The organism is Bradyrhizobium sp. BWC-3-1, from assembly GCF_032917965.1.
Taxonomy (GTDB): Bacteria; Pseudomonadota; Alphaproteobacteria; order Rhizobiales; family Xanthobacteraceae; genus Bradyrhizobium; species Bradyrhizobium canariense_D.
In genome coordinates, this window is the sequence record NZ_CP136625.1 from 2,068,586 (window position 1) to 2,083,584 (window position 14,999).

Below are 14,999 nucleotides of genomic sequence, written 5' to 3' on the forward strand. Positions count from 1 at the left end.
GGCCTGATGCTGGCATTGGTGTCGCCGGCGCTGCTGGTGATCTTGGCTCTGATCGTGCTGCCGGTCGGCTGGCTCGCCTGGCAGTCGATCTACCATGACGGCTTCACGCTGGAGAATTATCGCCGCGTCTTCACCGAAGACATCTACTGGCGCAGCTTTGCGCTGACCTTCGAGATCAGCCTCGTGGTCACGGGAATCGCGCTGCTGCTTGGCTATCCCGTGGCCTACCTCGCCAACTCGGTGCCGAAAGGATGGAGCATTCTCATCCTGTCGCTGGTCGTGCTGCCATTCTGGACCAGCGTGCTGGTGCGGGCCTATGCCTGGCTGGCGCTGCTCCAGCGTACCGGCGTGATCAACCAGCTTTTGCGTTATCTCGAGGTGACGAGCGAACCGCTCGCGCTGGTGCACAACACCTTCGGCACGGTGGTTGCGACGGTACACATCCTCTTGCCGTTCATGGTGCTGCCGCTCTACGCCACCATGCAGAAGATCCCGTCCGACCTCATGCAGGCCGGCGCCAGCCTGGGAGCGAGCCCGTCGCTCACCTTCGTCCGCGTCTTCCTGCCGCTGTCTCTGCCGGGCGTGCTGGCAGGCTGCACCATGGTGTTCGTGCTCTGCCTCGGTTTTTACATCACGCCGGAACTGCTCGGCGGCGGCCGCACGGTGATGGTGTCGATGCTGGTGAGCCGCAATGTCGAGCTCTACAACCAGTTCGGCGCGGCGAGCGCAGTCGCCGTCGTGCTGCTCTTAAGCGTGCTCGCGATCTTCTTCGTCGTCAGCCGCTTCATCTCGCTCGATCGCATATTGGGGCAGAAATGACGCGATTGTCACCCGCCCGGATCGCCCTCTATGTGATCAGCGCGCTGGTGCTGGTCTACCTGATCCTGCCGGTGCTGATCATCGCGCCGATCTCCTTCTCCAGCGCGCGTTTTCTGACCTTTCCGCCTCCGTCGTTCTCGCTGCGCTGGTATCAGCAGTATTTCTCCAACGCGGCCTGGATGCAGGCGACGCGGGTAACGCTGACGGTCGCGCTCCTTACCGTGCTTATCGCAACGCCGCTCGGCGTCTCCGCCGCCTATGCCATCAGCCAGTCGAAGCTGCGGATCATGCGGCTGATCCACATGATGCTGCTGTTGCCGCTGGTGGTGCCGATCATCATCACTGCGGTGGGGATCTTCTTCCTCTATGCCAAAATCGGCTTGGTCGCGACGCTGCCGGGCCTGGTGCTCGCCAATGTGATGCTGGGGCTGCCTTACGTGATCATTTCGGTGCTGGCGGGCTTGCAGAGTTTCGATCCGGCGCAGGAGATGGTCGCACGCAGCCTCGGCATGAATCGCCTGCGTAGCTTCTTCGCGGTGACCTTGCCGCAGATCAAGTCCAGCGTGGTCGCAGGCGGCATCTTCGCCTTCATCTCGGCGATGGACGAGACCATCGTCGCGCTTTTCATCTCCGGCGGCCAGTATCAGCCGCTGACCAAGCGCATGTTCACCGCCCTCCGCGACGAGATCGACCCGACCATCGCTGCCATCTCGACGCTGATGACGGCGGCCTCCTTCGTGCTGGTACTGCTGGCGAGCGCGCGGCAGAAAAAGGGCGGGTGATTTTTGTTCATCGTCCTGGCGAAAGCCAGGAGGTCCTGGCTTCGCCAGGACGACACCGAATGCTTGGCACGAACCTCGCCGTCTCACGCTTTCGCCGCCAGCCACGCCAAAATCATGTCCACGATCTGTGCCCTGCTGTTTGCCGGCACGTCGGCCTCGCTGAGGTCGCGGTCGAATAGGGCACCGATCTGGTTCGGCCAGGTCGTCAACGAAGGCGTCGAAGCTCGCCACCTCTCGTCCGGCAAGCGGCTGCGACATGGGCTGCAGTGCAACCAGCAGGGGCGGGCATGACGCCTGCGCAGGGTGCGAGGAGCCTTTCGATCTTGCGCGCCCTGTCGGCCTGTCCTACGCCAGCTCCGAGCAAAATTTCGCGAAGCTGCGAAACGCATCGCCAAAGCCTTGAGGGAGCCGTCATGACCATTCGCAACGCCCGCACCGGGGGCCAGATCCTGATCGATCAGCTCGTCGCCCAGGGCGTCGAGCGCGTCACCTGCGTGCCGGGCGAGAGCTATCTGGCGGCGCTGGACGCGCTGCACGACAGCCCGATCGACGTCATGATCTGCCGCGCCGAAGGCGGTGCGGCGATGATGGCGGAAGCCTATGGCAAGCTCACCGGGCGTCCCGGCGTCTGCTTCGTCACCCGCGGCCCCGGCGCCACCAATGCGAGCCACGGCGTCCACATCGCGATGCAGGATTCCACGCCAATGATCCTGTTCGTCGGTCAGGTCGACACCGGCATGCGCGAGCGCGAGGCGTTTCAGGAACTCGACTACAAGGCGGTGTTCGGCACCATGGCGAAATGGGCGGTCGAGATCGATCGTCCCGACCGGATTCCGGAGTTGGTCGCGCGCGCTTTCCGCGTCGCCATGCAGGGCCGCCCCGGTCCCGTGGTGATCTCGCTGCCCGAGAACATGCTGACCGAGACCGCAGCCGTTGCGGACGCCATGCGCATCGAGCCGGCGGTGAGCTGGCCGGCGCCTGCCGATATCGAGCGCGTCGGCGCCATGCTTGCGAGCGCCAAGGCGCCGCTCGTCATTCTTGGCGGCTCGCGCTGGACGGATGAAGCGACCCGGAGCATCGCGCGCTTTGCCGAGCGGTTCGACCTGCCGGTCGCGACCTCGTTCCGCCGGGCCTCGCTGATCGACGCCGATCACTCGCATTATGCCGGCGATCTCGGCATCGGGCCGAGCCCGGGCCTGAAGGCGCGCATCGACCACGCCGACGTCATTTTGCTGATCGGCGGCCGCATGTCGGAAATGCCGTCCTCATCCTACACGCTGCTCGACATTCCGACCCCGCGGCAGAAGCTGATCCACGTTCATCCCGGCTCGGAAGAGCTCGGCCGCATCTATCAGCCTGAGCTCGCGATCCAGGCCACGCCCGCCGCCTTCGCGGCCGCGGTCGAGACGCTGAAGCCGGCAGGCGCCGTTGCCTGGAAGGGCGAGGCCGCCAAGGCGCATGCCGACTATCTCGCCTGGACCGAAAAGGCGCGCGAGCTGCCGGGCACGTTCCAGTACGGCCAGGTCATGACCTGGCTGCGCGATCGCCTGCCCAAGGACGCGATCGTCTGCAACGGCGCCGGCAACTACGCCGGCTGGATCCATCGCCATCATCGCTTCCACAGCTTTGCCGCCCAGCTCGCGCCGACCTCGGGCTCGATGGGATATGGCGTGCCGGCGGCGGTGCTCGCGAAACGGCAATATCCGGATCGCACCGTTATCGCGTTCGCTGGCGACGGCTGCTTCCTGATGAACGGGCAGGAATTCGCGACTGCCGTGCAATACGATGCGCCGCTCGTCGTCATCATCGTCGACAATGCGCAATACGGCACCATCCGCATGCACCAGGAGCGCGACTATCCGGGACGCGTGGTCGGCACCCAGCTCAAGAACCCGGATTTTGCGATGTACGCAAAAGCGTTCGGCGGCCATGGCGAGCGCGTCGAGCGCACCGAAGAGTTCGCGCCGGCGTTCGAGCGTGCGCTCGCCTCGGGCAAGCCGTCGATCCTCCACTGCATCATCGATCCGCGCGCGATGTCGGTCGGCAAGGACTTCGCCCCTGCGGTGAAGGCTTAAGCGATGTCGGAGGGCCGCCACGTCGCCATCATCGGTGCCGGCGCGGTCGGCGTGATCAGCGCCATCGAGGCGCTGCGCGAGGGATATCGCGTCACGCTGATCGACGCCGGCGAGCCCGGTGGCGAACAGGCGGCGAGCTACGGCAATGCCGGCTGGCTCTCTTCGCATTCGGTAATCCCGCCGGCCGAGCCCGGTGTCTGGAAGAAGGTGCCGGGTTATCTGGTGGACCCGCTCGGGCCGCTCGCGATCCGCTGGTCTTATCTGCCGAAGGCGCTGCCCTGGCTGGTCAAATATCTGCTCTCGGGCTGGACCGAGGCGCGGGTCGAGACGACGGCCTTCGCGCTGCGCGGCCTCCTGAAGGACGCGCCGCAGTTGCACAGGAAGCTCGCGGAGGAGGCGGGCGTCCCTGAATTGATCGAGCGTAACGGCGTGATGCATGTCTTCCCGTCACGCGGCAATTTCGACAACGATCTCGGTTGGCGCGTGCGCAAGCGCGTCGGCGTCGAATGGCTTGAGCTTTCGTCCGACGAGATGCGTCAACGCGAGCCCGATTTGCATCCGCGCTACACTTTTGGCGTGGTGGTGGAGGAGGCCGGGCGCTGCCGCGATCCCGGTGCCTATGTCGCGGCGCTCGCGCAACATGCCCTAGCAAGCGGCGCCAAGCTCGTGCGGGCCAAGGCAATTGGGCTGAAGCTATCCGGCAACAAGCTCGTGGCTGTCCTGACCGAGACCGGCGAGATTGCGTGCGATGCCGCGGTGATTGCCGCCGGTGCGCATTCGAAGCGGCTCACGGCGTCCATCGGCGATCCGCTGCCGCTTGAGACCGAGCGCGGCTATCACGTCATGATCGAGAATCCGGAATCGGGGCCGCGCAGCTCGATGATGGCCTCGGATGCGAAGATGGTGGTGAACTGGACCGACAAGGGTTTGCGCGCCGCCGGCACGGTCGAGATCGCCGGCCTCGAGGCCGCACCGAACTGGAAGCGCGCCGAGATCCTGCGCAACCATCTCGTCAGCATGTTCCCGAAACTGCCCACGGACATTCCGGCTTCGCGTATCAAGACCTGGTTCGGCCATCGGCCGAGCATGCCGGACGGACGTCCCTGCATCGGTTACGCGCGGGCCTCGCGTGACATCGTCTATGCCTTCGGCCACGGCCATATCGGCCTGGTCGGCTCGGCCCGCACCGGTCGTCTCGTCGCCCAGCTTCTGAGCGGCAAGCCGCCGGAAATTCCGCTCGCACCGTTTTCGCCCGATCGTTTTCTCTGAGATCGCATCATGACCGCTCCAGCCAACTCGTCCCCCCGAATAGCCCGCGGCGGCAAGGCCATCTATGGAGCGCCGCTCGGCATCCTGATGCTGGAGGCGCGCTTTCCCCGCATTCCCGGCGACATGGGCAACGGCACCACCTGGCCCTTCCCCGTGCTCTATCGTGTGGTGAGCGGGGCTTCGCCCGAGAAGGTGGTATTGAAGGGCGCCGCCGGTCTGCTGCCTGATTTCATCGACGCGGCAAAGGACCTGGTGCGGCTCGGGGCCGAGGCCATCACCACCAATTGCGGCTTCCTCTCGCTGTTCCAGAAGGAGATCGCGGCCGCGGTCGGCGTTCCCGTTGCGACCTCGTCACTGATGCAGGTGCCGTGGGTGCAGGCGACCTTGCCGCCGGGCAAGCGCGTTGGCCTCGTCACGGTATCCGGTTCGACCTTGACGCCGGCCCATCTCGCAGGCGCCGGCGTGCCGCTCGATACGCCGCTGGTCGGCACCGAGCACGGCAAGGAATTCTTCCGCGTCTTGATCAAGGCCGAGAAGGAGGACATGGACATTGCGCAGGCCGAACGTGATGTGGTCGAGGCCGGCAAGGAGCTGATCGCCAGGAACCCGGATGTCGGCGCGATCGTGCTGGAATGCACCAACATGCCGCCTTATGCAGCGGCGCTTCAGGCCGAGGTCGGACTGCCCGTCTACGATATCTATTCCATGATCACCTGGTTTCATGCCGGGCTGCGGCCGCGCCAGTTTGGCTAGAGGTCGAGAAGTTGTCTATGACTCCTCTTCCTTCTCCCCGTGCGGGAGAAGGTGGCGCGAAGCGCCGGATGAGGATATCTCTCCGCGCATATGGATGCGGATGAGTTCGCGGAGAGATACCCCTCACCCAAATGAGTTTGTATCTGTCAGCGGTGATGTCCTCTCCCGCAAGGGGAGAGGGCGCAGCCATGCGCATCGTGCGCTGTCCCACCGGCAGCGGAAGAGGCAGCTATACAATCCCTCGATACCTGATCGCGCCAGACGGTCAGAGCTTTGGCGCCTGAACATCGCTAGAGTGCCTCTCGAAATCCACGGAGACCAGCGGTGCACAGCCTTCAATCCAATCCCGACACGCGCGCAGACGATTGGCCGTCCGAGCTCTACCGCATCCTGAAAGCCGCCGACGTGCGGCAGATGTTCTACGTTCCCGATGCCGGTCACAGCCAGCTCATCCGCCTGTTCTCCGCCGACCGCGACGTCACCACCAACGTGCTGACGACGGAAGAGGAGGGCGTCGCCATCGCCGCAGGCGCCTGGCTCGGCGGCCAGCGTAGCGTGCTCTTGATGCAGTCGAGCGGGGTCGGCAATTGCATCAACATGCTGTCGCTGTCGGCGATCGGACGATTTCCACTGCTGATGCTGGTGACGATGCGCGGCGAATGGGCCGAGTTCAATCCCTGGCAGGTGCCGATGAGCCGTGCGACGCAGCCCTCGCTGGAAGCGATTGGTTTGAAGGTGATGCGCGCGGAGACGGCGGAGGATCTGGTCGAGACCGTGGAATCGGCCGCAGCGCTCGCCTACGATTCCGATCAGCAGATCGCGGTGCTGATCGGGCAACGCCTGATCGGCAAGAAGAAGTGGTGATGCCAATGCAAGCTCAGCTCGACCGCCGCGCCGCCGTCGCCGCGCTCCTGAAGAATCGCAAGGACACGCTGGTCGTGTCCGGCCTCGGCTCGCCGACCTATGATCTTCATTCGGTCGGCGACCATGACGGCAATTTCTATCTCTGGGGCGCCATGGGCGGCGCCGCGCTGATCGGGCTTGGCCTCGCGCAAGCCCAGCCGGGAAAGCGCGTCCTCGCTTTGACCGGGGATGGCGAGCAATTGATGGGCCTCGGCGGCATCGCCACCATCGGCGTCGCGCGCCCGCGCAATCTCGACATCGTCGTGATCGACAACCAGCATTTTGGCGAGACCGGTATGCAGGCCAGCCACACCGGGCGCGGCGTCGATCTCACTGCGATCGCTGTGGCCTGCGGCTTTGCCGCGACCGGGACCGTGCGGACGCTCGAGGAGGTGGAACGTCTGGCGACGCAGCTCGACGAGCCGGCCGATGGCCCGCGCCTTTTTGTCATCAAGGTTCTGGCCGAAAATCCGCCGCGCTCGCTACCCTCGCGCGATGCCGTCTTTATCAAGAACCGGTTCCGTGCTCATCTTAGCTTCGCGTCGGTCTGAGCCGGGTTTCTCGCCCGGCGACAGTCTGCTGTCGGAGCAGCTACTCTGGAGTGAGACCATGAAACTATCCGGCAAGGTCGCCGCCATCACCGGCGCGGCGCGCGGTATCGGCAAGGCTTGCGCAAAGCGATTCCTGGACGACGGCGTCAAGGTCGTCATCTCGGATGTCGATGCCGAGGGCTTGGCCGCGACGGCCGCCGAACTCGCGCGACCGGATGCCTTGCGCACTGTCGTCGGCAATGTCGCAAAGCGTGCCGATGTCGACCAGCTGGTCGCAACTGCCGCAAAAGAGTTCGGCCGGCTCGATATCATGGTCAACAATGCCGGCGTCGCTCGCAACCGGGACCTCCTGGAGATCTCCGAAGAGGAATTCGATGAAATCATCGGCATCAACCTGAAGGGCGCGTTCTTCGGCGTGCAGGCGGCGGCGAAGCAGATGATCGCGCAAGGCGGCGGCGGGGTCATCATCAACATGTCCTCGGTCAATGCACTGCTGGCAATCCCGGCGCTTGCGACCTACGCCATGTCCAAGGGCGGCATGAAGCAGCTCACCTCGGTCGCTGCCGTCGCACTCGCTCCGCACAATATTCGTGTCGTCGCGGTCGGGCCGGGCACGATTCTGACCGACATGGTGGCATCGTCCATCTACACCTCGGAAGATGCCCGCAAGACCGTGATGTCACGCACGCCGGCCGGCCGTGGCGGCGAGCCGAGCGAAGTTGCCTCCGTCGTCGCGTTTCTTGCGAGTGACGATGCGTCCTACATCACGGGGCAGACGATCTATCCAGATGGTGGGCGGTTGATTCTGAATTACACGGTGCCGGTGAAGTAGATCACTCCGCCGCAGCCGTCATCCCGTGACCCAGTCGTTTCGAAATGCCGCCCGCGCAATCGCGTAGCGCATGGGCGATCGGGCTGTCCCAGCGCGCGTCAAAAGTGCCTTCCGGCCCCATCGCGGTGATTACCAGCGCGACATGGCCGGAATGGTCGAACACCGGCGCAGAGAATGCGTTGACGCCGGGCAGGGGGTCGCCGAGCGCGCGGGCGAGGCCGTGCTTGCGGACCTCTGTGAGCATCTCAGTGACCTTCGCGCCTTTCACAGCGCGCTTCGGATTATAGCCGACGCCGTAACGATCGAGGCCGCTTTCGAGTGCGGCGTTGATCGTCTTTTCCGGCAGGAAGGCGGAAAAGGCCCGGCCCGTGGCCGTCTCCAGCAGCGCCATCACCGAACCGGCGCGCATCACGATGTGAACGGGCTGGCCGGGTTCTTCGAGCTGCACCACGGTGGGGCCGTGCGTGCCCCAGACCGCGAGCGAGACCGCATGCCCGATCTGGCTTGCGAGCGCCGCGATCTTCGGTCCTGCGATGCGTACGCCGGACAGTCGGCGCAGGCTGATCAGGCCGAGCTCCAGCGCCAGTGCGCCGATCTCGTAACGGCCGGTGGTCTCGTCCTGCTCGATCAGGCCGATGCGGGAGAAGCTGGCGAGATAGGGATGCGCCTTGGCCGGCGTCATGCCGGCCTCGCGTGCAAGATCGCGCAGCATCATCGGCTCGCCGCTGCGGGCGAGGGCGCGGAGCAATTCGCCGCCGACCTCGATCGACTGGATGCCGCGGCTTTCTCTCTTCATGCGCTTCCTGGCGTGGCTTACGCCGCGTTGCGCTTGGCGGCGCTGTCGGCGAGGTGACGGCCGGCAATGTAGCCGAAGGTCAGCGCCGGCCCAAGCGTGATGCCGGCGCCCGGATAATTGCCGCCCATGATGCTCGCCATGTCGTTGCCGGCGGCATAGAGCCCGGGAATCACCCGTCCCTCCGCATCGAGCGCCCGCGCGTTCTCGTCGGTGACGATGCCGGCATAGGTGCCGAGATCGCCGACCACCATCTTGATGGCGTAGAACGGGCCGTTCTCGATCGGCGCGACGCAGGGGTTCGGGCCGTGCAGCGCATCGCCCTGGTAGCGGTTATAGGCCTTGGAGCCCTTGCCGAAGGCTGCGTCGTGTCCCTGTGGTGCGGTCGCATTGAACTGCTTGACGGTCTCGGTAAACGCGCTGGCATCGATACCCGCTTTTGCCGCGAGTGCCTCCAGTGTCTCGCCGCGCATGAGATATCCCGTCTTGAGGTGATGACCCAGCGGCATCGGGAACGGCGGCACGCAGCCGAGGCCGTATTTGCGCAGGGTCTGGTGATCGCAGACCAGGTACGCCGCGATCTCCTCGCCGGGTTTCGCCGCCTTGACCATGGCCTGGACGAAGTCGTGATAGGAATTGCCCTCGTTGGCAAAGCGCTTGCCGTCACGCATCACCGCGATCACGCCGGGTTTGGCGCGGTCGATGAAATGCGGCATCACGCCGTGTGAGCCGTCCTTGCGCTTGGTGACCGAGACCGGGACCCAGGCTGCCGCGTTCGGCAGCCTGTCCTCGACATGTCCGCCGGCGCGTTCTGCGAGCCGCAGCCCATCGCCGGTGTTGCCGGTCGGTCCCGGCGAAAAATGCTCGTTCCCGGTCGGCGCGTGCGGGAACATCTTCTTGCGCCGTTCGACATCATGCGGGAAACCGCCGCAGGCGAGCACGACGCCTTGTCTCGCACGAATGCGGACGTCGCGTCCGTCGCGGGCGACAATGGCGCCCGTGACAGTGCCGTTCTCGACAGTGAGCTCGCGCACCGGCGAGGACAGCCACATCGGTATCTTCAGGTCCTGGGCCGATTTTGCCAGGCGCCCGGCGAGCGCATTGCCGTTGGTCAGCGTCATGCCGCGGCCATAGCGCAGTACGTCCATCAGATGCCGCGACAGGCGCTTTGCGACATAGACCGCCGAGCTTAGGGACTTCGTCGCGCGCATGAAATGGACGATGTCTTTGCCGGATCCGAGCATCATGCCGAATACGGTCAGCTCGGGCAGGGGCATGCCGAGGGTCTTGATCTGGTCGCCGAGTTCGCGGCCGTCGAACGGGCGCGCCACCATCGAACGACCACCCTGGGCGCCGCCGGGCGCCTCGGCGTGGTAGTCCGGGAACACCAGCGGCATGTCGAAACGGAGCGCCGTCTTGCTGGTGAAAAAATCGATCGCCTCGGGCCCGGCGCTCAGGAATGCATCGACGCGCGCGGCGTCAAAGTTGTTGCCGGCTTCGTGCCGCAGGTAAGTCCGCGCCTGCTCCGGTGTCTCCTCGATGCCGTAGGCCTTGGCCAGCGAGGTACCGGGAATCCAGAGCCAGCCGCCGGAGCGGGCGGTGGTGCCTCCGAAGCGCGGCTCCTTCTCGACGATCAGCACGTCGAGGCCGTGATAGCGCGCGGTGATGGCGGCCGACATGCCGGAGCAGCCCGATCCGGCCACGAGCACATCGCACTCGTAAGTCTCGTTGCGCTCGTTGCCGGTCATGCAGGCCTCACTTCTTGAGCAACGGACATTTCGACTCGGAGACCGGGCGGAAGGCGTCCTCGCCCTTCACCGTCTTGATGATCTCCAAATAATCCCACGGTTCCTTGGACTGCTCGGGTGTTTTCACCTTGGCGAGATACATGTCGCGAATGACGCGGCCGTCCTCGCGCAAGCGTCCGCCATGAACGAATGTATCCTCGATCGGCAGCTCGCGCATCTTGGCCATGGCCTTGGCGGGATCATCGGTGCCGGCGGCCTTGATGGCCTTGAGATAATGCAGCACCGAGCCGTAGACGCCGGTCTGAATCATGGTCGGCATCACCTTGGTGCGCTCGTAGAATTTCCGCGACCATGCCCGGGTCGCCTCGTCCATGTTCCAGTACGAGGCCGTGGTCATGTAGGTACCCTGCGCGGATTTGAGGCCGATCGCGTGGACATCGGTGTCGAACATCAGGAGGCCGACCAGCTTCTGGCCACCCTGCACCAGGCCGAACTCGCCGGACTGCTTGATGGCATTGTCGGTGTCCTGGCCCGCATTGGCGAAAGCGACGACGTCCGATTTCGAGCTTTGCGCCTGGAGTGCAAAGGACGAGAAATCGGCCGTATTGGTGGGGTGCTTCACGCCGCCCAAAACCTTGCCGCCCATCTCGTTGATGAAGCGCGTGGCATCCTTCTCGAGCTGCTGCCCGAAGGCGTAGTCGGCCGTGATGAAGTACCAGGATTTTCCGCCTTCCTTGATCACGGCGGAGGCCGTCACCTTCGACAGCGCGTAGGTATCGTAGGTGAAGTGCACGGTGTTCGGGCTGCAAAGCTCGTCGGTCAGCGAACTCGCGCCGGGCCCGGAGAGCAGCGCAATCTTGTTGCGCTCGCGCACCATATTGTGGACGGCGATCGCGATGCCGGAATTGGGGATGTCGACGACGGCATCGACCTTGCCGTTGTCGAACCAGCCGCGCACAATCTGCACGCCAACATCGGTCTTCATCTGGTGATCGGCGCTGATGATCTCGATCGGCTTGCCGAGCACGGTGGGCCCGAATTCCTCCAAGGCCATTTTCGCGGCCTCCACGGAGCCCGGCCCGCTGTTGTCGCGGCCCCAGCTCGACAGATCCGTCAGGACGCCGATCCGCACGGCGTCGTCGGAGATTTGCGCGTTCGCAACGGTGGTCATGGCAGCCGAAGTCATGGCCGCGAGCATGGCGCAGGCCAAAAACCCTCTCATCGTCGTTCCCTCTCGTTTATGGGCGCGCTTGGCGCGGCCGGCTATTGTGGCAGCAAGTTAGATATTAGCAAATAAGTTTGTCAATGGAGAATAAAGGATCCGCGTCGTCTTGGCGAAGGCCGGGACCCATACCGCGTGATCTCTCGAAGTCGGGCGGTCGCAGTACCAGGGCGCCGGTCTTTGCCAAACTCCTCCCTGTGATTATGGGTCCCGGCCTTCGCCGGGACGACAGTGAGGAGGCAGTGGCGCGAAAATCTCGCATTCTGATCTTGGGAGAACTAACACTCCCGCAAGTTGCAACCGCCACAACGATTGGCCATCATGTCGCCCAGGAATCTTGGGGCGGATGGCAATGACGGCAGCATCGGGAGTCTCCACTGCGGCGGAGAAATCGACGACGGCGCATGTGGTGTGGGCAGCCGCGCTCGGCACCGCGATCGAGTGGTACGACTTCCTGATCTACGGCACGGCGGCGGCGCTCGTGCTGAACAAGCTGTTCTTCCCGAGTTTCGATCCCATGGTCGGCACGCTGGCGGCGTTCTCGACCTATGCGGTCGGCTTTGTCGCGCGGCCGATCGGCGGTGCGATCATCGGGCATTACGGCGACCGGCTCGGCCGCAAGAAGATGCTGGTCGCGACCATGTTCGCGATGGGACTGGGCACGTTCCTGATCGGTTGCCTGCCGACCTACAGCCAGATCGGCGTCTGGGCGCCAATCTTCCTCGTCATTTTGCGCTTCGTCCAGGGCATCGGGCTCGGTGGGGAGTGGAGCGGCGCGGTGGTCATGGTGGCCGAGCACGCCGGCAACCGCCGCGGCTTTTACGGCAGTCTGGTGCAGATCGGCTTCCCCGTCGGCGTCGCCGCGTCCACCGGCATTTTCGGTCTGATGACGCAGCTGCCCGAAGCGGACTTCCTGAGCTGGGGCTGGCGCGTGCCGTTTCTGATCAGCATCCTGCTCGTCGGTGTCGGCTTCATCGTGCGGCTGAAACTCGCGGAGACGCCGCACTTCAAGGAGGTGCTCGAGCGCAAGGAGGTGCTGGCGCAGCCGGTGCTGGAAGTCCTGCGCCGCGACTGGCGCAGCTTCCTGCTGGCGATCGGCATCACGGTGTCCGAAGTCGGGCTCGCTTATCTCCTCACTGTTTTCACCGTGGTCTATGCCACGACGCAGCTCGGCCTTCCGCGGCAGGTGATCCTCAACGCGGTGGTCTATGCCGCGCTCGTCGAGCTCGCGACGCTGCCGCTCGCAGGCTGGCTGTCCGACATCTTCGGCCGCAAAGCGCTGTATCTCGCCGGCGGCGTGTTCTCGGTGGCGCTGGCGTTTCCGTTGTTCTGGTTCCTCGACACCAGGGAGCCGGCGCTGATCACGCTCGCGCTCGTCGTGACGATGACACTGACGCATGCGCTGTTGTTCGGGCCGAAGGCGGCCTTCATGCCGGAGCTGTTCCGTACCCAGGTGCGCTATAGCGGCGCATCGCTGGGAGCCAACGTTGCCGCCGCGCTCAGTGGCGGCTTCTCGCCGCTGATTGCGACGGCACTGCTTGCATGGGCCGCCTCGTACTGGCCGGTGTCGGTGTATATCATCGCACTGTCGGTCATCACCATCATCGCAACGTTGATAGCGCCGGAGACCGCGCGGGACTCGCTCAAGTCCTGAGGGCCGCCTTCATCTTATGCGCGTTGCCAAAAGCCGGTGCAGCGGGGCGAATCATTAGCCGCGTTTATGCAGCGAATTTTTACTTCCAATTTTACTTCACGACATCCCGCCCATAGCCTCCCTCGCAATTGATCACATCCGCAGCCGGTCAATGGCGACCGGTGCGCACGTTCATTGTAGCCAACGAGGGTTGCCATGCTTGACAGGGACAAGGGGACATCCACTGCCAATCCGGCGGGGACGAGCGACAAGTCTGCGAAAAAGCTGAGCAGGCGCACGCTGTTGAAGGGCGCCGCGGCGGTGGCCGGCGCGGCTGCAGGATCGGACGCGATCCGCGGATTCCCGACCATCTGGGCGCAGGAGATCAAGGATATCGAGCTGCGCCATGTCGGCGTGTCCTATTCGGTGGTGAAGGCGATCGGCGACCAGGCGGCCAAGGATCTCGGCTTCAAGGTGACGATGCAGAACCTCGACACCTCCGCCGCCATCAACCGCTTCATAAGCCAGCCAAATACGGTCGATATCGCCGATCTCGAGGGCTGGCAGGCCAAGCTCGCTGCCAAGCGCGGCGTGATCCAGGGCATCGAGGTCAAGAAGGTCAAGGAGTTCGACAACATCCTGCCGATCTTTACCAAGGGCGAGATCGACGGTCACAAGATCCCGCGCCAGGGCATCTCGCCCTACGAGGCCATGTATATCGCCAAGCCCGATTCGACCGATTTGAGCGACGGCGTGACCGAATGGGCGACCTTCCTGCCGCAGGTCTACAACGCCGACTCCATCGGCTATCGCCCCGACCTCGTCGGCCATGAAGTCACGGAATGGAAGGATCTGATCGATCCGAAATTCAAAGGCAAGGCCGCGATCCTCGACGTGCCCGCGATCGGCATCATGGACGCCGCGCTGTGCTTCGAAAGCGCCGGGCTGATCAAGTACGGAAACAAAGGCAACATGACCAAGGAGGAGATCGACTTCACCTGCAACAAGCTGATCGAGCTCAAGAAGCAGGGCCAGTTCCGCGCGACCTGGACCACCTTCGACCAGTCGGTGCAGCTGATGGCGGCGGGCGAAGTGGTCATCCAGTCGATGTGGTCGCCGGCGGTTGCCGCGGTACGCGTGAAGGAAATCCCCTGCGTCTACGCGCCGGTCAACATCAAGAACGGAAAGGAAGGCTATCGCGGCTGGTGCAACGGCATGGGCCTGATGAAACATCTCTCCGGCAAGAAGCTGGACGCGGCCTACGAATATCTCAACTGGTATCTGTCGGGCTGGCAGGGCGGTTTCGTCGCGCGCTACGGCTATTACAGCCCGGTCCCCTCGACTGCGAAGAAATTCCTCACGGCGGCCGAATGGGCATTCTGGTACGAGGGCCAGCCCGCGCCCGAGGTGGTCAACGACCCCTATGGCGTGCCGATGGAGAAGAGCGGCACCAAGCGTGACGGCGGCTCGTTCCTCGACCGCGTCAAGAACATCTCCTGCTGGAACACGCTGATGGACGAAGCCGCCTACATGAACAAGCGCTGGAACGACTTCAAGGTGGCCTGAAACCTGCTTTCCCTGACGTGAACGAAACGCCGGCGCGGCGATGCGCCGGTGCC

14 protein-coding genes are annotated in these 14,999 nt (G+C 64.4%); 10 read left to right on the top strand and 4 right to left on the bottom strand.

Translation table 11 applies throughout. From position 1 onward, the window contains the following. Window positions 1-6: 6 nt before the first annotated feature. Both RX329_RS10120 and RX329_RS10125 read left to right on the top strand, forming a co-directional pair. Window positions 7-819: an ABC transporter permease gene (locus RX329_RS10120; RefSeq protein ID WP_039798931.1), complete on the top strand. Its 813-nt coding sequence runs from the start codon at window positions 7-9 to the stop codon at window positions 817-819. Beyond that, the gene (locus RX329_RS10125; RefSeq protein WP_018454011.1) at window positions 816-1,601 is read left to right on the top strand and encodes an ABC transporter permease; all 786 of its coding nucleotides are present in this window, start codon (window positions 816-818) and stop codon (window positions 1,599-1,601) included. Before RX329_RS10120 ends, RX329_RS10125 begins: the two co-directional genes overlap by 4 nt. A gap of 83 nt (window positions 1,602-1,684) precedes the next feature. On the opposite strand, the gene RX329_RS10130 is transcribed toward RX329_RS10125, so the two are convergent. Beyond that, window positions 1,685-1,810, bottom strand: coding sequence for a hypothetical protein (locus RX329_RS10130; RefSeq protein ID WP_317245812.1), 126 nt, complete (start codon window positions 1,808-1,810; stop codon window positions 1,685-1,687). A 204-nt stretch (window positions 1,811-2,014) separates the two neighbouring features. Here RX329_RS10130 and RX329_RS10135 point away from each other — a divergent pair, with 204 nt between their 5' ends. The 6 genes from RX329_RS10135 to RX329_RS10160 all read left to right on the top strand — a co-directional run bounded on the left by RX329_RS10135 (window position 2,015) and on the right by RX329_RS10160 (window position 7,984). Beyond that, window positions 2,015-3,676: a thiamine pyrophosphate-binding protein gene (locus RX329_RS10135; RefSeq protein ID WP_085351933.1), complete on the top strand. Its 1,662-nt coding sequence runs from the start codon at window positions 2,015-2,017 to the stop codon at window positions 3,674-3,676. 3 nt (window positions 3,677-3,679) lie between these two features. Beyond that, window positions 3,680-4,945: an NAD(P)/FAD-dependent oxidoreductase gene (locus RX329_RS10140; protein WP_085351932.1), complete on the top strand. Its 1,266-nt coding sequence runs from the start codon at window positions 3,680-3,682 to the stop codon at window positions 4,943-4,945. A 9-nt stretch (window positions 4,946-4,954) separates the two neighbouring features. Continuing rightward, window positions 4,955-5,698, top strand: a complete 744-nt coding sequence (locus RX329_RS10145) for an aspartate/glutamate racemase family protein (protein WP_085351931.1) — start codon at window positions 4,955-4,957, stop codon at window positions 5,696-5,698. 324 nt (window positions 5,699-6,022) lie between these two features. After that, a complete protein-coding gene (locus RX329_RS10150; RefSeq protein WP_085351930.1) occupies window positions 6,023-6,562 on the top strand; it encodes a thiamine pyrophosphate-binding protein in 540 nt (179 codons plus the stop codon). Further along, window positions 6,562-7,152 (top strand): thiamine pyrophosphate-dependent enzyme, encoded by a 591-nt coding sequence (locus tag RX329_RS10155; RefSeq protein WP_143273367.1) that lies wholly within the window; start codon window positions 6,562-6,564, stop codon window positions 7,150-7,152. Before RX329_RS10150 ends, RX329_RS10155 begins: the two co-directional genes overlap by 1 nt. 58 nt (window positions 7,153-7,210) lie before the next feature. Beyond that, the gene (locus RX329_RS10160; RefSeq protein WP_085351929.1) at window positions 7,211-7,984 is read left to right on the top strand and encodes an SDR family NAD(P)-dependent oxidoreductase; all 774 of its coding nucleotides are present in this window, start codon (window positions 7,211-7,213) and stop codon (window positions 7,982-7,984) included. Window position 7,985: 1 nt separating this feature from the next. On the opposite strand, the gene RX329_RS10165 is transcribed toward RX329_RS10160, so the two are convergent. The 3 genes from RX329_RS10165 to RX329_RS10175 are packed head-to-tail and all read right to left on the bottom strand — an operon-like array spanning window position 7,986 to window position 11,747. Continuing rightward, the gene (locus RX329_RS10165) at window positions 7,986-8,780 is read right to left on the bottom strand and encodes an IclR family transcriptional regulator (protein WP_317245813.1); all 795 of its coding nucleotides are present in this window, start codon (window positions 8,778-8,780) and stop codon (window positions 7,986-7,988) included. Between the two features lie 17 nt (window positions 8,781-8,797). After that, window positions 8,798-10,525, bottom strand: coding sequence for an FAD-dependent oxidoreductase (locus tag RX329_RS10170; RefSeq protein WP_085351927.1), 1,728 nt, complete (start codon window positions 10,523-10,525; stop codon window positions 8,798-8,800). A 7-nt stretch (window positions 10,526-10,532) separates the two neighbouring features. Further along, complete coding sequence (locus tag RX329_RS10175) at window positions 10,533-11,747, bottom strand: ABC transporter substrate-binding protein (RefSeq protein ID WP_085351926.1); 1,215 nt, start codon at window positions 11,745-11,747, stop codon at window positions 10,533-10,535. Between the two features lie 352 nt (window positions 11,748-12,099). Here RX329_RS10175 and RX329_RS10180 point away from each other — a divergent pair, with 352 nt between their 5' ends. Together RX329_RS10180 and RX329_RS10185 are read left to right on the top strand one after the other, a co-directional pair. After that, window positions 12,100-13,401 (top strand): MFS transporter, encoded by a 1,302-nt coding sequence (locus RX329_RS10180; RefSeq protein WP_247370136.1) that lies wholly within the window; start codon window positions 12,100-12,102, stop codon window positions 13,399-13,401. 195 nt (window positions 13,402-13,596) lie between these two features. Continuing rightward, window positions 13,597-14,946 (top strand): PotD/PotF family extracellular solute-binding protein, encoded by a 1,350-nt coding sequence (locus tag RX329_RS10185; RefSeq protein WP_018454023.1) that lies wholly within the window; start codon window positions 13,597-13,599, stop codon window positions 14,944-14,946. Window positions 14,947-14,999 lie beyond the last annotated feature (53 nt).

Bases quoted from the DNA above. Each gene is read 5' to 3' on its own strand.
- RX329_RS10125 (WP_018454011.1), top strand. From the start codon at position 816: ATGACGCGATTGTCACCCGCCCGGATCGCCCTCTATGTGATCAGCGCG.
- RX329_RS10155 (WP_143273367.1), top strand. From the start codon at position 6,562: ATGCCAATGCAAGCTCAGCTCGACCGCCGCGCCGCCGTCGCCGCGCTC.
- RX329_RS10180 (WP_247370136.1), top strand. From the start codon at position 12,100: ATGACGGCAGCATCGGGAGTCTCCACTGCGGCGGAGAAATCGACGACG.
- RX329_RS10175 (WP_085351926.1), bottom strand. From the start codon at position 11,747: ATGAGAGGGTTTTTGGCCTGCGCCATGCTCGCGGCCATGACTTCGGCT.
- RX329_RS10120 (WP_039798931.1), top strand. From the start codon at position 7: ATGCTGGCATTGGTGTCGCCGGCGCTGCTGGTGATCTTGGCTCTGATC.
- RX329_RS10160 (WP_085351929.1), top strand. From the start codon at position 7,211: ATGAAACTATCCGGCAAGGTCGCCGCCATCACCGGCGCGGCGCGCGGT.
- RX329_RS10185 (WP_018454023.1), top strand. From the start codon at position 13,597: ATGCTTGACAGGGACAAGGGGACATCCACTGCCAATCCGGCGGGGACG.
- RX329_RS10165 (WP_317245813.1), bottom strand. From the start codon at position 8,780: ATGAAGAGAGAAAGCCGCGGCATCCAGTCGATCGAGGTCGGCGGCGAA.
- RX329_RS10145 (WP_085351931.1), top strand. From the start codon at position 4,955: ATGACCGCTCCAGCCAACTCGTCCCCCCGAATAGCCCGCGGCGGCAAG.
- RX329_RS10135 (WP_085351933.1), top strand. From the start codon at position 2,015: ATGACCATTCGCAACGCCCGCACCGGGGGCCAGATCCTGATCGATCAG.
- RX329_RS10140 (WP_085351932.1), top strand. From the start codon at position 3,680: ATGTCGGAGGGCCGCCACGTCGCCATCATCGGTGCCGGCGCGGTCGGC.
- RX329_RS10170 (WP_085351927.1), bottom strand. From the start codon at position 10,525: ATGACCGGCAACGAGCGCAACGAGACTTACGAGTGCGATGTGCTCGTG.